Annotated in this window: 16 protein-coding genes and 1 tRNA gene; 10 read left to right on the top strand and 7 right to left on the bottom strand. The window is 56.3% G+C overall.

Going from position 1 to position 17379, the window contains the following annotated elements:
• Positions 1–2: 2 nt before the first annotated feature.
• A complete protein-coding gene (gene wbaP, locus RSSM_RS14090) occupies positions 3–1517 on the bottom strand; it encodes an undecaprenyl-phosphate galactose phosphotransferase WbaP (RefSeq protein WP_008679828.1) in 1515 nt (504 codons plus the stop codon).
• 523 nt (positions 1518–2040) lie between these two features.
• Here wbaP and msrA point away from each other — a divergent pair.
• Positions 2041–2550 (top strand): peptide-methionine (S)-S-oxide reductase MsrA, encoded by a 510-nt coding sequence (msrA, locus tag RSSM_RS14080; protein ID WP_044302542.1) that lies wholly within the window; start codon positions 2041–2043, stop codon positions 2548–2550.
• A 95-nt stretch (positions 2551–2645) separates the two neighbouring features.
• Here the strand turns inward: msrA and RSSM_RS14075 are convergent, their stop codons facing one another.
• The 5 genes from RSSM_RS14075 to RSSM_RS14050 form a co-directional block, all read right to left on the bottom strand.
• Entirely contained in the window at positions 2646–4163 is a 1518-nt protein-coding gene (locus RSSM_RS14075; RefSeq protein ID WP_044302548.1) for a cytochrome P450, read from the bottom strand.
• A 222-nt stretch (positions 4164–4385) separates the two neighbouring features.
• Positions 4386–5600: a RimK family alpha-L-glutamate ligase gene (locus RSSM_RS14070; RefSeq protein ID WP_008679819.1), complete on the bottom strand. Its 1215-nt coding sequence runs from the start codon at positions 5598–5600 to the stop codon at positions 4386–4388.
• A 276-nt stretch (positions 5601–5876) separates the two neighbouring features.
• Positions 5877–6371 carry an ATP-dependent zinc protease family protein gene (locus RSSM_RS14065; protein ID WP_008679817.1) on the bottom strand — a complete coding sequence of 165 codons (495 nt, stop codon included), beginning with the start codon at positions 6369–6371 and terminating at the stop codon, positions 5877–5879.
• Positions 6372–6449: 78 nt separating this feature from the next.
• On the bottom strand, positions 6450–7871 hold the full coding sequence (gene lpdA / locus RSSM_RS14060; protein ID WP_008679816.1) for a dihydrolipoyl dehydrogenase: 1422 nt from the start codon (positions 7869–7871) through the stop codon (positions 6450–6452).
• Between the two features lie 534 nt (positions 7872–8405).
• A complete protein-coding gene (locus tag RSSM_RS14050) occupies positions 8406–9095 on the bottom strand; it encodes a hypothetical protein (RefSeq protein ID WP_044302540.1) in 690 nt (229 codons plus the stop codon).
• A 290-nt stretch (positions 9096–9385) separates the two neighbouring features.
• On the opposite strand from RSSM_RS14050, the gene RSSM_RS14045 reads away from it, so the two are divergent.
• From RSSM_RS14045 to RSSM_RS14025, 4 genes are all read left to right on the top strand, one after another.
• Positions 9386–9458, top strand: a tRNA-Ala gene (locus RSSM_RS14045).
• A 360-nt stretch (positions 9459–9818) separates the two neighbouring features.
• Positions 9819–10583 (top strand): TIGR04255 family protein, encoded by a 765-nt coding sequence (locus tag RSSM_RS14035; RefSeq protein ID WP_008679806.1) that lies wholly within the window; start codon positions 9819–9821, stop codon positions 10581–10583.
• Between the two features lie 9 nt (positions 10584–10592).
• Positions 10593–11042 carry a hypothetical protein gene (locus RSSM_RS14030; protein WP_008679804.1) on the top strand — a complete coding sequence of 150 codons (450 nt, stop codon included), beginning with the start codon at positions 10593–10595 and terminating at the stop codon, positions 11040–11042.
• The gene (locus RSSM_RS14025; protein WP_008679802.1) at positions 11039–11473 is read left to right on the top strand and encodes a hypothetical protein; all 435 of its coding nucleotides are present in this window, start codon (positions 11039–11041) and stop codon (positions 11471–11473) included. The genes RSSM_RS14030 and RSSM_RS14025 overlap by 4 nt, the downstream gene beginning before the upstream one ends.
• A 6-nt stretch (positions 11474–11479) precedes the next feature.
• On the opposite strand, the gene RSSM_RS33745 is transcribed toward RSSM_RS14025, so the two are convergent.
• Complete coding sequence (locus tag RSSM_RS33745) at positions 11480–11641, bottom strand: hypothetical protein (RefSeq protein ID WP_008679800.1); 162 nt, start codon at positions 11639–11641, stop codon at positions 11480–11482.
• A gap of 388 nt (positions 11642–12029) precedes the next feature.
• Between RSSM_RS33745 and RSSM_RS14015 the strand changes: the two genes are divergently transcribed.
• From RSSM_RS14015 to RSSM_RS13995, 5 genes are all read left to right on the top strand, one after another.
• On the top strand, positions 12030–12467 hold the full coding sequence (locus RSSM_RS14015; RefSeq protein WP_008679794.1) for a DUF695 domain-containing protein: 438 nt from the start codon (positions 12030–12032) through the stop codon (positions 12465–12467).
• A 386-nt stretch (positions 12468–12853) separates the two neighbouring features.
• Complete coding sequence (locus RSSM_RS14010; protein WP_008679792.1) at positions 12854–13402, top strand: sigma-70 family RNA polymerase sigma factor; 549 nt, start codon at positions 12854–12856, stop codon at positions 13400–13402.
• Positions 13399–14430, top strand: a complete 1032-nt coding sequence (locus RSSM_RS14005; protein ID WP_008679790.1) for a hypothetical protein — start codon at positions 13399–13401, stop codon at positions 14428–14430. Before RSSM_RS14010 ends, RSSM_RS14005 begins: the two co-directional genes overlap by 4 nt.
• Positions 14423–16000, top strand: coding sequence for a metallophosphoesterase (locus tag RSSM_RS14000; protein ID WP_236621147.1), 1578 nt, complete (start codon positions 14423–14425; stop codon positions 15998–16000). Before RSSM_RS14005 ends, RSSM_RS14000 begins: the two co-directional genes overlap by 8 nt.
• A gap of 278 nt (positions 16001–16278) precedes the next feature.
• The gene (locus RSSM_RS13995) at positions 16279–17025 is read left to right on the top strand and encodes a hypothetical protein (RefSeq protein ID WP_044302539.1); all 747 of its coding nucleotides are present in this window, start codon (positions 16279–16281) and stop codon (positions 17023–17025) included.
• The last annotated feature ends 354 nt before the right edge of the window (positions 17026–17379 follow it).

Below are 17379 nucleotides of genomic sequence, written 5' to 3'. Positions count from 1 at the left end.
GCCTAAAATGCCCCTTCTCTGAGCAGGACCACGCGGATGGTCGATAATAGAATGCAGAAATCCAGCCACGGCGACCAGTTTCGCACGTAGTACCCGTCCAACTGCACGCGTTCTTCGTAGGTCGTGTTATTGCGTCCCGATACCTGCCACAACCCGGTGATGCCCGGACGCACACGCAGGTACAAACCGAAACAATCGCCGTATCGGTCAACTTCCGCCTGCACGATCGGACGCGGCCCGACCAAACTCATCTCGCCGGTCAGAACGTTCCAAACTTGCGGTAGTTCATCCAAACTCGTTTTACGTAGGAATCGTCCCACCAACGTCACTCGAGGGTCTTTCTTCAGTTTGTGATCGCGTTCCCATTCTTCGCGAAGCTCTTCATGCTTTTGAAGGTACTCTTCCAGGATCGCGTCCGCGTTGGGAACCATCGTGCGAAATTTCCACGCTTTGAATGGTTTGCCGTGAAGACCCAAACGCTGTTGAGCGTAGAAGACCGGGCCACGCGAAGTCAGCTTGACAACCACAGCCAGCAAAACCATTAAAGGGGCACACATCACAATGACGGCTAGTGTCAAGGCGATGTCCACGACTCGTTTAGAGATTCGAGGAAGCGGCATCAACAAACGTTCTTTCAAACGCAGTCCAGGGAAACCGCCACAATCGGTCGCCCCGGTCCATAAACTCGGCAGTCCGGCCAAGTCCGGCACGACCAACGTGTGCGGGATCATCCCCGCGTAGTCGTCGACCAGTTTCAATATTTCTTCTCGCGGACGATCGGGCATCGCCACAACGCACCACGTCACGCCGAACTCCCGAACGAGATCCGGCACTTCCGATGTGCGTCCGAGGTATCCCTGCGAGGCAGCCTCACTGCGAATCGAATCGTCAACAATTCCGATCGGCCGCAATCCCCACGTCGGGTTGTCCCGTAGCGACTCGTAAATGGATACGCCCGTTTCACCGGCGCCGAAGATCACCGTCGGGGCTCCCCACCAACTCGTCTTTGCGAGCAACCACCGCGCCATTCCTCGCGACACTGGCATGCTAACCAACAGGGTCATCCACACCACGGCCACATGCAGTAGTGCCCACGGGTCACGGGCGTGCAACAACGTCGCCGCCGCAAACGCCGACATCACGACGCTCACGACCATGGTTGTTTGGCGAATCTCAACCGCGGGTGTGATTCCGATTCCGGGATACAAACCCAACATCACAAACGATGCGAACATCACGCCGGCAGACAGCCAGTACATCATGACCGGATCGAAACCGGTCCCCAAACCACAAACGGTGAATGCCAAACCCATCGCCAATGCCAATGTGGCTCCGTCGGCGAGGATCATGACGGCGTATGTTGCGAGTTGTCGCAGGCTATGCCGAGCCGATTCGACCGCATCGCGTTCGCTCGGTGCTCGCACCTGCAAAACGCCATCGGGTGAATTCGAGTTCGGTAGAACAATGTCTCGACGATCGAGTAAACGAGTTACGGACAAAGGTTGTGGAAGACGCATGGAAGACTTTTCCGGCTCTGAGATAATGCTGGGAACGTCCTGGGAGAAATGAGACGCCGCAGGAATCAGGTAGAAAAGCCCTCCTCTCCCGCAGCGTCAGCCCACATTACTCAGTGATTCCGCAAAATCTATTCAAAATTTAGTGGACGTTTTTGCATCAGTACTTTTGGGATCAGTGTGTTGTCGCGGTTTTGATGATGCCGCTTCCACGCTATGGTGCCTGCACAGACAATGCGCTGCGTTTATGGAAACGCAATCGCCTGCGCAAGAATTGGGCGGATGCGTCAAAAAACGCGGAAAAATGCCGTTTTTTCATTTCTGAGGACGACATTTGCCTACCGAGGCGGTTGGACCAAGTGTCCCGTGATCTGAAATCCTGATCTCGCGAGACGGCTCGTCCCTACAATCCGTACAACCAGCAGCCTCCGAACCCAAAATCGGATCGTCGATTGCCCGCACCCTATAAACAAGGTGTAATCGAGAGCGAAAACGCGTCGCAATCAAACCTGATGGAGAGCAAATAATGACAGAGCGTGCGGTACTGGCGGGCGGGTGTTTCTGGGGAATGCAGGACCTGATCCGCAAAATGGACGGAGTCGAATCGACACGAGTCGGATACACCGGTGGAGATGTGCCCAATGCGACCTATCGCAATCACGGCACGCACGCCGAAGCGATCGAAATCATGTTCGATCCGGACAAAGTCTCCTACCGGAAACTGCTCGAGTTCTTCTTCCAGATCCACGACCCGACCACTCCGAATCGCCAGGGGAATGACCGGGGAGCGTCGTACCGATCGGCTATCTATTACGTCGATGAAAACCAAAGGCAAGTCGCGATGGACACCATCGCGGATGTCGAGGCGTCTGGATTGTGGCCGGGCAAAGTGGTCACCGAAGTCGAACCGGTGAGTGATTTTTGGGAAGCCGAACCGGAGCACCAGGACTATCTCGAGCGTTTTCCCAACGGCTACACCTGCCACTTCGCGCGGCCCGATTGGGTGCTGCCCCATCGCGGTGCCGTGAACAAGTAAACGCGAGCCAACTGAATCGCGACGATCCGCGGGCCGATCCAAACACGCGGCCTACCGGATCGGAAGAGGCATCTCAACCCGAGCGACACGCAGATCTATCGGAGCGACATGCGAACCTGCGTGCCGTCGGCTGGTTTGGTCGACACGCCGGCTCGCGCGGGATTCTCCGTTTGAGCGGATTCGAAGCGAAACGTTTTCACCAAAGCTCCTACGGTGAGTCCCACCTCTAACTCGCCAAGGTGTTTCCCGGGACAAACGCGCGGGCCGTGGCCGAAACCGAAGTGCAAGATCTCTTTGGACGAACGTCCCGATTCAGCCAAAACACGCCAACGGTCTGGTTCGAAAGCGATTGCCGGGTAACCACTTTGCTGCACACCCCAATGGTCCTCGTGCCGGTTCGCGTGCCAGACATCGAGCAACAGATGCGTGCCGTCGGGAATCATCAGTCGCCTTCCGTCATTGGCTTTCACCCAGGTGTCCGTGGTTGCCCGTCGCGGCAAGAAATACAGCGACGGTGTCAGACGCAGTGTCTCGTCGAGGACCGCACGCAAGTAGGACGCTTCGGCGAGAACCTCGGGGGTGTAGACGTCGATGTCTTTCACTTCCTCGTAAACCCGCTCCTGAGCGTCTGGGTTTCTCGCCAAGTGCGAGATCGCCCACGTCGCATAGGAAGTCGTCGCCTCCAACGCCCCCGCCAAGAAAACCTTGAGATTGCTGACGAGCTTTTCATCCGGGGCGGCTGATTTGAATTGGTTCCACAACGCCCTGCCTTCGCATCGCGGGGCCAACACCAACTGTGTCAACTCCTCGAACGCGGCGTCGTCCTGTTTGGCGTTGGTGATGCGCTGATTCCAACTGGGGAAACGCCTCCAAGGAATCCCTAATCGGTTTTTCACCGTATCGGAAACGATATGGTCAATGACCCGCTCGAGCGCCGGGACGAATCGCTCACGAAGCTCGCGATAACCAATCTCTGCGCCGAAGAAATTATTCGCGAGCATCTCGAGCATGACCACCTTCACCTCAGGCTCGAGCCGCATTTCCACGGCTTGTTTTCCGCTCTGACGAAGATGTTGCCGCAGGACATCCACACGATCTCCCACGGTCACACGAAACGTCTGCGAAAACTCACCAAACCGTTCGGGTTGAAAGAGTGTCGTTTTCCCAAACGGACAGGCGGCGATTCGACGTTGCTTCTTCCACTCGGCACCATTGGAATATAGCAACGTGTCGGTCCCGGTCGCGCGTGCGATACCAACCGAAGGCAGCGTGTCGCGATCGAATTGTCCTTCCCGGTCGCCCGTCGCCGTTGCGATGGACCGGATCAACCCCGGATCGCGTGTCACAAAAACCGGGGCAAACCCGGGCACGTCGAGATAGCGGTTGTGGCGTCCGGTGCCGTCCTCAGCGTCGGCGTTCCAGAAATAAGTTTCCAGAATCTGAATCGGGTCGTGAAAATTCCAACGATGAGGAAACGGTTGGGTCGGCCGACCCGATCGAGGAGCGATCAAAGGCACACGGCTCGGTACGATATCGCCATCAAATGGATTGATGTGAAAGAGCTGTTTGGGAAGCCGCGAGATTCTGCGATAGCCGGGAATGCGATCTCGCATCGTTTTAGTCACACTGCAAAAGTCAGAACGAAAGACGGGCAAAGCGACGGCCTGCGGAGTCGTTTCGGCACGGCCATCACCGATGATTCTAACAGGTGACGATTGTCGGATCGGGGCGACACCTTCGGAACTGGCGTGCAATATCATTCGCAATGTCGGGGGCAATCACTCCATCAAGAGAAACTGTCTTTTGCAGCAACCGTCAATATGCGAGCAGGCCTGCTATTGATGCGAGATCTCGTCTTGAATCTGCTTGGCGGATTCGGGCAGTTGCTTGATTTTGGGGCGACGCCGTTTGCGAACTTTTTCCGGCACCATGCTCCGCATCGATTCGAGTTTGCCGAAACACAGCAAGCGGTCGTTCGGTTCGAGCGTTCGTTTCAACCGTGGGTTCGGGATCACCGTGGTGCCGCGGTACAATGTCAGAACATTGATGTCCTGTTCAGGCAACCCTGATTCATCGATCGTTTTGCCAACCACTTCTGACCCGTCGCGAATATGGATCTCGGTAACGCCGTATCCACTGCTGACCGTCAAGCGTTGGCGTACGTCAACCTCGGGGAAATCGACCTGAGCGATCATGTAGTCGATGATGGCACCGGCGATGTCCAGTTTCGTGCAGGTCTCGATCCCTTCGAGCCCCGGCGATGAGTTGATCTCCATCACCTGCGGGCCGTCCTTCGCTTCGAGCATATCGACGCCGGCAACACGCAGTCCCATGATCTGCGCCGCACGCACCGCCGTTTCGGCGTAAACAGGAGGCAGGTCGATCGATTCGGTCACGCCGCCCCGGTGCACGTTGCTGCGAAATTCGGTTCCAACGGCGACCCGCCGCATCGCCGCGACAACACGATCCCCGACCACGAACGCGCGGATGTCGCGTCCCTTGCTTTCGGAAACAAACCGTTGGACGAGGACGTTCTGCCGCGTGCTGTGCAGTGTTTCGATGATCGCTTCGGCGACCTTCACCGACTCTGCCAAGATCACGCCGACGCCCTGCGTGCCTTCGAGTAGTTTGATGACGACCGGCGCACCGCCGACTCGTTCGATTGCCGGCAAGATGTCCTTGCGGTCGCGCACGAACGTGGTCTGCGGAATACCAATTTGATGCCGGCTGAGAATTTGCAGGCTGCGGAGTTTGTCACGCGAGTTGGTGATGCCGGCCGAGGAACAGGCGCTGAACGTATCCATCTGTTCGAATTGCCGAACAACGGCGGTGCCGAAGTAAGTAATCGACGCACCGATCCGCGGCAGGATCGCGTCGTAATCGCCGAGATGTTTGCTGCGGTAATAAAGGTCCGGTTCGCCTTGCTCGAGGTCGATCGCGAACTTCAGCGTGTTGAGTACCTTCGCGTCCGCGCCACGTTGCTGTGCCGCTTCGAGCAAACGACGCGTCGAGTAGCACTTCGGACTGCAGGAGAGAATTGCTAGCTTCATTGGTCTTTCTTTGTATTGAGCGATGTCTTTGTAGGGGACGGTAGCAGCGGGACAGTGGCCGCGGGGCGATGGCAGCAGGACAGAGCAAAACGCGGGCGACCGAAATGACCGCGATCATTCTGGTTGGATACCCAGCTGGAAACTCAACGTTCGGTCGGCGTTCGTCGCGATTAACACGCGACACCGCTGTTCAACTCCCGACGTCGAATCGATTCACCAACGTGTTCGGAAAGCTTTATCGTAGGCGGGGGGATTCGATGATAGGTGTCTACCGCCCTAATTCGGTCGGCGTTTTTTTCGTCGGTGACGTCCGGCCAGGAACGAGGCGCCGGGGTCAACCAAGAAATGATTGCGAATCGCCTCGCGCCCGACCAACATCCGAAAACCCATCGTATCGCGGTTTGCCAGCGTCAAATCGACAAGAGCGCTCCGCTGCAGGATTTCCAGACGAGTTCGAATCACAATCCGCTCGGAAACATCGCCGTTACTGCTACGCACGTGTCGCCGTTCGAGGATGGGGACATCCGCGTTGACAGCAACGTCGTCCCGGTTTTGAACCGGATGGATCGAAAACCGCACCCGCTCGACATCGTCCTGCATGTACGTTTCGACATCGAACGCATGAATGGAACTGGAACGTGCCCCCGTGTCGATCTTGGCTTTGACCTGCCGCACGGTCAGGTCGGGCATCCCAACCCATTCACGCCAACCGATGATAAACATCGGTTCGGCGTTGAGGCTGAGAGGATCATCCTTGGCGGGATCGTCCATAACGTTTAACTCACATGACAAAGTACGGTTCGACCGATGGCGGTCATCCCATCCGTGCGGACTCTATTGGAGCGTCACTTACGCGGTGTGGATCGCACGGTCGTCGACGTCCATCGCCGCTTCGTGCACCGCCTCGGCGAGTGTCGGGTGAGCGTGACAGGTACGAGCGATGTCCTCGCTGCTGGCACCGTATTCCATCGCTGATGCCGCTTCGGCGATCAAATCGCCTGCCCGCGGTGCAATGATGTGAACACCGAGAACCCGGTCGGTCTCCGCATCGGCGAGGATTTTGACCCGTCCATCGGTATCGCCCAACGTGCGTGCACGGCCGTTGGCTCCAAAGGGACACACGCCTTTTTTGTACTCGACGCCGGCTTCCTTGAGTTGTTCTTCGGTTTTGCCAACCATCGCGATCTCGGGGTGCGTGTAAACGATCGCCGGGATGACGTCGTAATTCATCTCGCTGGCGATTCCCGCCATCCGCTCGACGCAGACCACACCCTCTTCCATCGCCTTGTGAGCGAGCATCGCGCCGCCGATGCAGTCACCCACCGAATAGATTCCCGGAACGCTCGTTTCGAAATTCTCGTTGACTTCGATGAACCCACGTTTGTCCGTTTGGACACCCGCCGCGGCGAGTCCCAAGTCATCCGTCGCGGGCGCCCGCCCGGTCGCGAGCAACACGCGGTCGCAATAGATCGGATCACCGCCTTTGACTTCAACGGTGCACGGTTTGGACTGCGATGTGTCGACCCGCGCCGATTCAACCATCGTCCCCGTACGCATCTCGATGCCCTGTTTCTTCAGTGCACGAGCGGCGAGGTTGCCGAGTTCTTTGTCGAGACCGGGCAGAACACGATCGAACGCCTCAAGGACAATCACCTTGCCGCCAAGACGGTTCCAAACACTGCCGAGTTCCAACCCGATGTAACCACCACCGATCACAACGAGTACTTCTGGCACTTCGGGGAACGCCAACGCCGTCGTGCTGTTGCCGATCCGGTCTCCGTCCTCTTCGACCGACGGCAGACGTGCCGGGACGCTGCCGGGACAGAGCAGGATTTGGTCGGCCTCGACAACGGTCGGTTGGTCGTCGGCGGCACCTTCGGTCGGCGAGATTTCGACCGACTCGGAGTCACGTAATTTGCCTCGGCCGTGATACGCCGTCACGCCTCGCTTCTTGAAAAGCATGTCGATGCCGCCGGTCAGCGTGTCAACGATTTTCTTCTTGCGTGCCATCATCACATCGAGTTTGACTTCGACGTCGCCGACCATCACCCCGTGTTCGCTGAAGCGATGTTTGGCTTCCTCGTACAGGTGGCTGGATTCCAACAACGCTTTGCTGGGGATGCACCCGACACGAACGCAGGTGCCTCCAAAACGCGGGTTTTCGTCGATGCAAGCGACATCAATGCCGAGCTGGGCAGCCCGAATCGCGGCAACATAACCTGCGGGACCGCCTCCCAAGACGACGAGTTCGTGGCGAGCCGTTTTTGACATGCGAGTGTTTTCTGGATTTGGAGAGCACGAGGGTAAATTCAGCGGCGAAAAACAATGTCCCTGGTTTCCGCAGACGTTGTCTTTTCGGGAACCGGACGGTGTCTTTTCGGGAACATTGTCCAGGATCACCAACCCCTTGTCGACTCCACTGCGTCAACCGCGGCCGCCGATTTTCGCTCCCCGGCAGGCGTCCGCTGCGGCAAAATATTTCGCCAACAGAAACGTGCCGACAGCACGATCTGAAACGCTCCCCCGCGCATAGTTCAGGACGCAAGCCAGGGAAAATGTGCGGCGCCGTGCAACGTGTCCCGCATCAAGAAGATTTGCGGGAGAGTCAGCCGTCGACGGCCGGACGACTTTCCCGCGGCGATTCACCCCGCTCGCGGCTCTTATGATTGCTCGCGGCTCGTATGATTGCTCACGGCGAACGAGCTAGCTGGCGGCCAGTGAGATGCTGGCGGCGAATGGAACTGCCCGCGGCAATTCACACCGATCCGACCACTTCCGACCACTTCGCTCTCGCGAGTTCGGTGGCTACTCGCTGGCGAGTGCCCCGTCGAGGGCGACCGTGTCGGCGAAGTCATACGGGTGGAAGACCCGAGCGATTCGCTGGGCCAACATGCCGAGAAACAGCTTGCGGAACTTCGGCTCGGTCGTTTCGCTGGTGTACTGGCCTGCGTTGACCGGGTACGTGAATTCGTCGATCTCCTTGCGGAAAACGACTTTTTCTTGCTCGATGTCGTACACGATTAACTGCACACCCGCTCGGCCGCGATACAGCGTCGCGCCGTCGCGAAGCCGCATGTCGGTCAGCTCGATCGCGAGTAACTTCTCCGCCTTGATGCTCTTACCAATCTCGAGGTAGTCAATATTGTCCCACCCGTGCGTGTCGCGCCATTGCTGGACCGCGTCCTCGTGCACCAGAGTCAACCCTTTGACTTCCATCGACAGGATGTCGCGAACGCGGCGGTTGAGCAGCCGGGAGGCGATGTCGTCGCTGTAATGGCTTTGGTCCGTCATGGTGACGACGGCCACCTTGGAATCCTTCAACGCATCACATTCGGCAGGGATGCGATCCGCACCGACCGCGTGCATCAGATTGCTGACGATCCCCAAGCAACCCGTCTGCGTCACCAACCCAAACCCGAACACGATTCCCAACAGCACCGCCGTCACGAGTCGATTCCGTTTTCGATTCTCGGCGACACGCGAAGGGGGGGACATCGGAGCGGGTTCCGGTGAAACGGATCGCGAGGGAAGAGGTGTCGAATTCATGGCACCAACGGCATCAAAAAAGCGGAGGACGGCACGTGAAAAAAGCGTCGATTTGCTGTGTTACGCATTTTTCATCCCCGATTTCCACCCCAGTTCCCAGGAGAGACCGGAACTCGATCCAAAAAACGACCCAACTCACCCCAGAATCCTCCCCCACGGCCTTGACGCCCCCGCCCCAGCCTCGATAAACTCCCGCCCTCACAAATCAATGTGACGGAACCCCAATTCCGAAAACCTCAGGGGGATTAGCTCAGTTGGGAGAGCGCCTGCATGGCATGCAGGAGGTCATCGGTTCAAGTCCGTTATCCTCCATCAATTCAAGCCCGTTATCACCGTGTTCAACGCAGTTTGACTCCGGTTTTAACGGGCTTTTTTCGTTTTCTGCGTGCTGGTTGCGGTGCCGGATTTCGTGCCGCTTTTGAGGCGAATCGTGCCGCATTTCGTGCCGCGCCCTCACCGCCATCTGCCGCCCACAGAAAGTCATCGTCGGTCACGAGGTTGTAGTGCTTGTCAGCCACCAGGGCCCCGATGCCATCTTTACCAGCGAGCAGGTCGACCGCATCATGAAACTGCTGGAAGATATCCGGTCAACGGCAGTGGCGGCGTGAGCGGGCTGTCGTGCATCGCCTAGACGAATCGCAGGAACAATAACTTCAACATACTAAACCTGAAATGCCTACTTCCCGCTTCGAAATCGATCTTCACGAGGAGTTTCCAACGCTTCAAAATGCTCCGATTGTCGAAGCCGTTCTTCAGTTCAACGCCCCACCATCAGTTCCATTTGAGCAGTTGGAATTGAAAGAAATGCTCGAGGGGGAATTCGCCGATTTCAAGCTACAACCCCAGATGCAACATGAGTCGAGATTTCGTGGGTCGCCAGATGGGAATGTCGAGATGCATCACAAATCCGACTGGGATGGATTCCGACTTAATTCGACAGACGGAAAGTACATCTGTCAGTGGAAACGCAATTCTCTGGTTTTCAGCCGCCTACAACCGTACGAAACGTGGCCGAAGCTGTTTGAAGCGGCCGAGCCGTTCTGGGGGGCCTATCGAGAGAAGGGAAAGCCGGAGATTATTGAGGGCATTGGAGTACGATTTATTTCACAAATTCCACTTAAAGAGAACGAGAAACCATCGAAATACGTAAAACAACTGCCGCCCCCACTGAAGGGAATGGGCTTGCTTGCCGATTCTTTCTTCCATCAAGATACAATCCCACTCAAAGGGTACCCGTACGAAGTCCGATTGATCAGAGCGATGCAGCCCGCTGCCGAAAGGACTGGCAGTAAGCGGGTATTGATCGTTGACATTGATGTTTCGACCACGCGTGCCGTCGCTTTCGGCCAACTCGATCACGCCTTGTCGGAAATGAGGTACATTAAGAACAAAGTGTTCTTCACTTACATGAAAGACGCTGACCAGCGATTCAAATAGAAGGCAAACATGACGACGATTTCTGGAGCCAGTAATGCCGCTCAGTTGCTCGACCGAACTCGGAGCGAGATTTTGCAGCGATGCAATAACGCGGTGACATTGTCTCGTAGTACCGCGACGGAGGCAATTTTTGAAGCCTGGCAGGCGACGAACGAGAGTTGGAAACTAGGCGATGACGAAAACGCCATCTCAGAAGAGGTGAGAGACACGGCGATTCAATTCGTCGAGAGTTTGCCCCTCGGATTTCCTTTACCCGAAGTTACCGCTGAACCAGATGGTCACATCAACTTGGAATGGTATCGGGAGCCTCGCCGAGTTGTGTCGGTAAGTATTGCGTCGAGCAATCGATTGTTTTGGGCTGCATTGATTGGCACTGAGTCTCCTCGGGGCACTGTGCGTTTCATCGATAGCATTCCGGTGATTTTGCTTGATCAAATCGCTCGAGTTTTTGAGGGATGATTGATCCCAGTAATGTTTTGCCAGTAGCGGACAACGAGCTATTGGCTCGCTTCATTGTTTACAGCAATGAGAAGCGAAAAGACGGCACTGTGAAGCACAAACTCTTCTTGCCTTACAAGCATGTGGAACTCTCGGTTAATCGACATCGGGAAGCTACCGATGAAGAAACATGGCATGCTGGTTTGGACGTCGCGGAAGAGCGTCAACGAACGCTTTATGGTCTCGCCAATATCCGAGCAAGCAGTTGCCGGATTGACAAATTGAGTGTTGTTCCCGATCCGATTCTTCCCAAGAATCCGAATCATGCAAACATCACTGGCTATCCCCACGCCAAAGAGGATCAAATGGCGATCGCTCAAGTTCTCGCGGCTTCCATTGAAGGAAAGTGGATCGCCGCTCCTGGCCAAGACGGCCCCGATGATGATAGTTGAGTCTTCCTATGCCACCAAGAACCGTGATTCGATGTCGGCCAGCATGGCGTACAGGTCGGCACCGTGTTCGGAGAACGGTTCGAGTTGTTCTTGCGAGCGAACGATCTTGGCTTCGTAGTCGTCCGCTTGGCGGTTGTAGCGTGTGACCTGTGCTTTCACGCCAGACATCTCGGCTTTCTCGTGATCGATGTCTGCCCAGCGTCGGTGATGCCAGATTTCCTTCTCGAGGTGCTCGCATTTGATCTGGGCTTTGTCGTAGCGTTCCCGCTGAGCCTCGCCACTCGCTTGCGGATCTCGTTGATCTCGTGCCGACGCGGGGGAAACGGCGTTATCGCGGCTTTGCGTTCGCCAACCAGTTGTTTGAGTTCCGCCCCGGCGCGATCGATCTACTTAGCCAGTTTGCGGTCTTCAAATTCCAAGGGGCAAGGGATAGTGGGTGTCACCATCTGAGATGGATTCTAGAATTGCGGGTGATCGAGTTGGTCGCGTTTGTCCAGTAGCATATCGTTCTTCTTGACTGTCGTCCGAAACCATATCCACCCGAGTTTGAGCAGCCATGACCATTGATCCAAAACAGCAGCGTTGGTCCGTTTGCGAACTCGATTATGGCGGAATGCCACTTTTCATGCGTGTCAACGAATCCGCCCGTGAGATGATTGGTCATCCGGACTACGGCATCAAACTTGGGTTTGCAGTTCAGATGGTGAATTCGAAAGACGCCAATGTTCCCGATGCTGCCGAGAATGAATCCTTGGCGGAGTTGGAAGACCGGATCATTGAAACGGTCTCGGAGGGGGCTGAAGGGATTCACGTGCTGACGTTGACCAACGCGGCGATGAAAGAGTTGGTGTTCTACATCAAAGAGGGAGCGGATATCGGGGCGATGCATGATTCATTGAAAGACTCGGATGCAACTCACGATGTCCAGTGCCAAGCCGTTTGGGATCACGATTGGGCGGCATTCACAGAATTCCTGCCAGAGAATGACGCCTAGCGACACGCAATCAGTCCAACGCTTCAGCAAAGGTGTCCGGTACGATCATGCCTTTGTCGCTCGAATGCTCCATGCCCCCTGCGGGAGCTGCTCGTCTAGCCAAGTCGCTTCTTGTGATGGCCAGTCGCAGCTTCCGATGCATCATTTGGTTTGGCATCCGACGCTTGGATAGCCCTCTGTAACGCCTTCCTCGGTTTAAAGTTGTGTCTGCTCCGAGGGGCAGTCGTTGGTGGCTGGCCTTGTTTGGGGCGGGGCTTGTTTGGGGCGGGGCGGTCCGAACCGGGGAGCGGATGTTTTGACGAATCTTTCGGATTCTTTGTCCCCGAATGTGCCGTTTGCGACAGTTGTAAGTGTCGGCAAATTTGGCTTACCCATGTTTGGACGTTGTGTTGGACACGAAGGCCCGCAAAGCATTTGAGATTCTGGCCCGTGAAAACTCACGGATGTTGACGGTGTATCTGCGTGGTCTGGTCCGAGACGAAGCGACTGTCGACGACCTGTTCCAGGAAACGCTGGTGGTTGCATGGCGGCGTCTGGATGAATGCGATCTAGATCGGCCGTTCGGGCCGTGGCTTCGGGGAATCGCGTCGCGGTTGGTACTCGCTCACTACCGCAAGCAAAAAACGGCTCCCGTGATGCTGCATGAAGAGGTGCTGCAGGTCGTTGATCGCCACTTTGAAAACATCAACCTGTTGGCGGGCGACACGTGGGACGACAAAGTGGCCGCGCTTCGTGAATGCATCGATGGGCTGCCCGAGCGGCAGAAGTCAGTGATCGGTGGCAGGTACTTTGATGGTCTGTCGGCCGTGGAGGTCGCCGAGCGACTCGAGCTGTCACTCGAAGCGTGCAAGAAGCGACTCCAGCGTGGCCGCGCGATGCTCGCCCATTGCTTGAGAACGAAGGGCGTTTTGTCAGCCTCGGAGGCGACGTCATGAACGAACCGATCAGCGATCGAATTTCACGATGGCTCGATGATGCGGATGAGAATTCGGCATGCGAAAGCGACATGTCTTCCCGCGAAGCAAGCGAGGGGGTTGCCGACTCAATCCTGATTCATGGACTGCTGGTGGATCTCGGGAGCCGCGATGACGAGGCTGAAGCCGAGCGAATCCATTCCGTGATGCAACGCATTGATGCAGTCAATGGTAGTGGCCGATACAACGAGCCCGTTCAACCCGCAACGAAAGGAACTCGTAGCCTCGTCCACTACGCCTCCGCCGCGTTAGTGGCGATTGCGACTGCGGTGATGGTGATGTTCGTTGCGTTCGGACCGCACCAAAGTGTTTCGGCGGCGATGGCTTCGCTCGAAAGGGTAGTGGAAGTAGCGGCCAAGCCGTTTGACCGCACCTACAAAGTTCACGTGGTCGAAGAATATCCGCGTGACAAGCGATCGCGAAATCGGACCAAGTCGGCAGGGGATCGGAAATCGCCGGAGCAAATCGACGGGGCAACGATCCATGTTCGCGGTGCGGACGAGTACGTGATGACCGTGTCGCTGAAGACGGGCGAGACAAGAACCTCGGGGTGCGACGGTCAGGTCAGTTGGGCGTTCCGTGAAAACGGCCCCGTCAATATTTCCACGGACCTGAATCGTTTCCGAGGCAGAATGCCGGGCAGCCAACAGGACATGCCTTTCCTGAACATTCACGCCAACCTGTCGCAATTGAAGCTCGGGTACGACGTTGAGCTGGCCAATGAACAGGAAACCGCCGACGACGGCACGTTGCTTTCACAACTCACCTGTGTTCGCAAATCCAGCGACGTTCGTGGTCCCAAGCAAGTGGAAGTCTGGTTCGACGCCGGCAATGGGACCGTTCACAAAATGTTGCTTGATGGTCTTCCGCGACGCCGGGGTGGTCCGAAAGCCGTGATGTTGGAGTTGGTGGATCTGTCCGATTTGCCTTCCGACTTCTTTTCCCATGACGCGCATCACGAACCCGGACGAAGAGTCAAACATGAATAACCGCCGCACTTATTCTTTCCTTCGCTGCATCTCGCCTTGGCATGAATCCACGTTTGAAAGAATCACGATGCATCACGCAAAGACGCAAGGAAACCCAGGTTTGATACGTACGTTTTTCATTTTTGCGTTTTGCGGCATGATGATCGCTTCGGAAACCGCGGTCGCGCAGAGGCAGCGTAACGGCGGTAGCAGACTCGGCGGCTACACACTGCCACCACCCGCGAACAGCGTTCCCGACCATCCCTTCAACATCATCGTGGGGCGGCTGACCGATAATAGCGGGACCGTTCGTGTTCTGTTCCACGATAACGTCACAGCGTATGTGAGCTATGGCGAACAGAGCGGCAGGCTGTCCGGCAAAACATCCGTTCAAAGCTTGCGTGCGGGTAAACCGCATGACTTTGTGATCGGTTCGCTCGCGAAGAACACGCGTTACTTTTATCGCGTGATGTATCAGGCCGACGGCCGCAACCAACAGAGCGATGAGTTCTCGTTTCACACCCAGCGAGACAAAGATAGCCCGTTTGTCTTTACCGTGCAGGCCGATTCACATCTTGATGAAAACACCAGCGGCGATGTCTACCTCCGAACGTTGGAGAACGCTCTGTCAGATCAGCCCGACTTTCATTTTGCACTCGGTGACACCTTCATGACGGGCAAGTACGTCAAACCCGAACTGTCGGAACCGCAGTATCTCGCACAGCGATATTATCTCGGTCACCTTTGCCACTCCGCGGCGTTGTATTTTGCGTTGGGGAACCACGACGGCGAATCCGGAAGTCGAGGTTCCAACGTTTGGGCGACAACGACTCGCAAACGTTACCTGCCGAATCCTTTTCCGAACGATTTCTTTACGGGCAACAACCAAACTGAACGGAACGTGGGTTTGCCGGAGAACTATTACCAGTTCGAGTGGGGTGACGCTCAGTTCATTGTGCTCGATCCGTTTCGGCACACCACAACGCGGTCGCGCGGCGGGAGCAACAGCAATTGGAACTGGACGCTCGGCGAGCATCAATACAAGTGGTTGCAGCGGTCTCTCGAACAGAGCGATGCGAAGTTACGGTTTGTGTTTCTTCATCACCTGGTCGGCGGCAATGACCGAAATCAGCGTGGTGGTAAGGAAGCGGCTCCGTTCTGGGAGTGGGGCGGCAAAGGTGTTTCAGGACAGGACGAATTCGCGAAACATCGTCCCGGCTGGGGAAAACCCATTCATCAGATGCTGGTCGATCACGGTGTGAACGTTGTCTTCCACGGCCACGATCACATGTTCATCAAGCAGGATTTCGACGGCATCGTCTATCAACTTGTCCCGCAGCCCGGTCATCCGCGATCCGGAACCAAGAGCGCTGCCGAATACGGATACCTGGGCGGCGAAATCCAAGGCAGTAGCGGACATGTCCGAGTTCGCGTGAATGGAGATTCAGCTCGCGTGGACTATGTCCGAGCGTACCTGCCAGGAGCCGAACGCGGGCGTCGGCGAAACGGCGACGTTGGTTATTCGTACGTGGTTGACGGAAGAGATTCACACCAAGTCGCGACGCCGCAACGGAAAGAAGAGAGTCAGTAGTTTCCACATCATCGTTCAAAATGCGCTAGCTCGACAATAGTCAATCCCTCGTCAATCATCCCGAAACTAACATGTACATGATACGGCACATCAACAATCACCTTCGTCACTTCGTTTTCAGTCATTGTTCAATCTCGCGTGCGTTTGGGTCGGTCGCGACACGACAGTCCGCGCACTGTAGTGAGGCTCTCTCGCCAGGACACCACGACGCAAAGTTGCAAACGTCACCTGCATTTGACGTGACGTCTTCACGCCTTTGTGTGAGCCTCTTTGTTGCGATGTTGGTTGCTGCTGAAGTTTGTGATAGAGCAAACGCCCAGCCACCGCGCAAACCACGGATCGCCGACACGATCAAAGCCAACGTCTACGCAGACAACTCGTTCAAGCTGTACATCAACGGCGAACTCGTGGCGGTCGATTCCATTTCGTTTGTTCCGCACAACGTGGTGTCTGTTGATGTGTTGCCCGCATATCCAATGACGATCGCCGTGATGGGGATCGACAACGCTGATCCGAAAACCGGGATGGAATACGCCAACACCAGCATCGGTGACGGTGGATTCATCCTGAAACTCGGCGACGGCACGGTGACCAACGCGACGTGGAAAGCAAAGAAGTTTTCGTGGGGGCCGATTGGTGGCGACACGAAGAACCCGCGAGTCGAAAACATTCCGATTCCGGAAGATTGGTATGCCGTCGACTTCGATGACAGCAATTGGCCGAATGCCAAAGAGTTCACCGAAGCAGAGGTCGGACCGAAGGAACCGTTCTTTGAACATGACTTCCAGGGAGCCAAATTCATTTGGTCCGACGACGTGAAGCTCGATAATCTCGTCCTGTTTCGCACGGTTGTGAAGTCACCGCCGGATGGAGTTGAACGACCTGATTTCCGCGGCCTCACTGATGTCGTTCCTCAAGGCGGAGCACGCCGTGGTGGAGGCGGACGTCAAGACGGAGGAGGACGCCAAGGGGGAGGTCGCCGCGGGGGTGGCGACGGAGGCGGCAGACAAAATCCGTCTCGCTAGGCACTGATCCCTGAGTCGTGAGCGGCAAGACGCTAGCCGCCGGTGGCAACCACAAAACCCGCTTGCGGCTCACATCAACACACATCGGACTGAAATGACTGCGAAGCGGATCAACAACAAATTTCGGGGCGCGGAATGCGGCTCGGGAACAGGACAAAACACGGATTGGAAACCCACACCACTAACAACCGTCGCCGGGCGTTTTTGGTTGTTACAGACACCGGCCAGATTCGCATGTGTCTGTTCGCGCGAACCGGGATCCCGTAGGAACCGTTGCCGAGCTTTTGTCGAAATCACAATGTGAACATCAACCTGAACGAGAGATTGACCTATGAGAAACGCTCCTCCCAAAGC

The sequence above is a fragment of the Aporhodopirellula sallentina SM41 genome, assembly GCF_000346505.1.
Lineage (GTDB): Bacteria > Planctomycetota > Planctomycetia > Pirellulales > Pirellulaceae > Rhodopirellula > Rhodopirellula sallentina.
The sequence above is the reverse complement of the archived record's forward strand: the minus strand, read 5'-3'. Positions and strand labels throughout refer to the sequence as shown.

What these genes read in the sequence shown, in the direction of transcription:
- RSSM_RS14070 (WP_008679819.1), bottom strand. Translation starts at nt 5,600, where the DNA reads ATGAAGCTAGCAATTCTCTCCTGCAGTCCGAAGTGCTACTCGACGCGT.
- lpdA (WP_008679816.1), bottom strand. Translation starts at nt 7,871, where the DNA reads ATGTCAAAAACGGCTCGCCACGAACTCGTCGTCTTGGGAGGCGGTCCC.
- RSSM_RS33745 (WP_008679800.1), bottom strand. Translation starts at nt 11,641, where the DNA reads ATGTCTGGCGTGAAAGCACAGGTCACACGCTACAACCGCCAAGCGGAC.
- RSSM_RS14065 (WP_008679817.1), bottom strand. Translation starts at nt 6,371, where the DNA reads ATGGACGATCCCGCCAAGGATGATCCTCTCAGCCTCAACGCCGAACCG.
- RSSM_RS14025 (WP_008679802.1), top strand. Translation starts at nt 11,039, where the DNA reads ATGATTGATCCCAGTAATGTTTTGCCAGTAGCGGACAACGAGCTATTG.
- RSSM_RS14075 (WP_044302548.1), bottom strand. Translation starts at nt 4,163, where the DNA reads ATGCGAGATCGCATTCCCGGCTATCGCAGAATCTCGCGGCTTCCCAAA.
- RSSM_RS13995 (WP_044302539.1), top strand. Translation starts at nt 16,279, where the DNA reads ATGTTGGTTGCTGCTGAAGTTTGTGATAGAGCAAACGCCCAGCCACCG.
- RSSM_RS14015 (WP_008679794.1), top strand. Translation starts at nt 12,030, where the DNA reads ATGACCATTGATCCAAAACAGCAGCGTTGGTCCGTTTGCGAACTCGAT.
- RSSM_RS14035 (WP_008679806.1), top strand. Translation starts at nt 9,819, where the DNA reads ATGCCTACTTCCCGCTTCGAAATCGATCTTCACGAGGAGTTTCCAACG.
- wbaP (WP_008679828.1), bottom strand. Translation starts at nt 1,517, where the DNA reads ATGCGTCTTCCACAACCTTTGTCCGTAACTCGTTTACTCGATCGTCGA.
- RSSM_RS14005 (WP_008679790.1), top strand. Translation starts at nt 13,399, where the DNA reads ATGAACGAACCGATCAGCGATCGAATTTCACGATGGCTCGATGATGCG.
- RSSM_RS14030 (WP_008679804.1), top strand. Translation starts at nt 10,593, where the DNA reads ATGACGACGATTTCTGGAGCCAGTAATGCCGCTCAGTTGCTCGACCGA.
- RSSM_RS14000 (WP_236621147.1), top strand. Translation starts at nt 14,423, where the DNA reads ATGAATAACCGCCGCACTTATTCTTTCCTTCGCTGCATCTCGCCTTGG.
- RSSM_RS14050 (WP_044302540.1), bottom strand. Translation starts at nt 9,095, where the DNA reads ATGTCCCCCCCTTCGCGTGTCGCCGAGAATCGAAAACGGAATCGACTC.
- msrA (WP_044302542.1), top strand. Translation starts at nt 2,041, where the DNA reads ATGACAGAGCGTGCGGTACTGGCGGGCGGGTGTTTCTGGGGAATGCAG.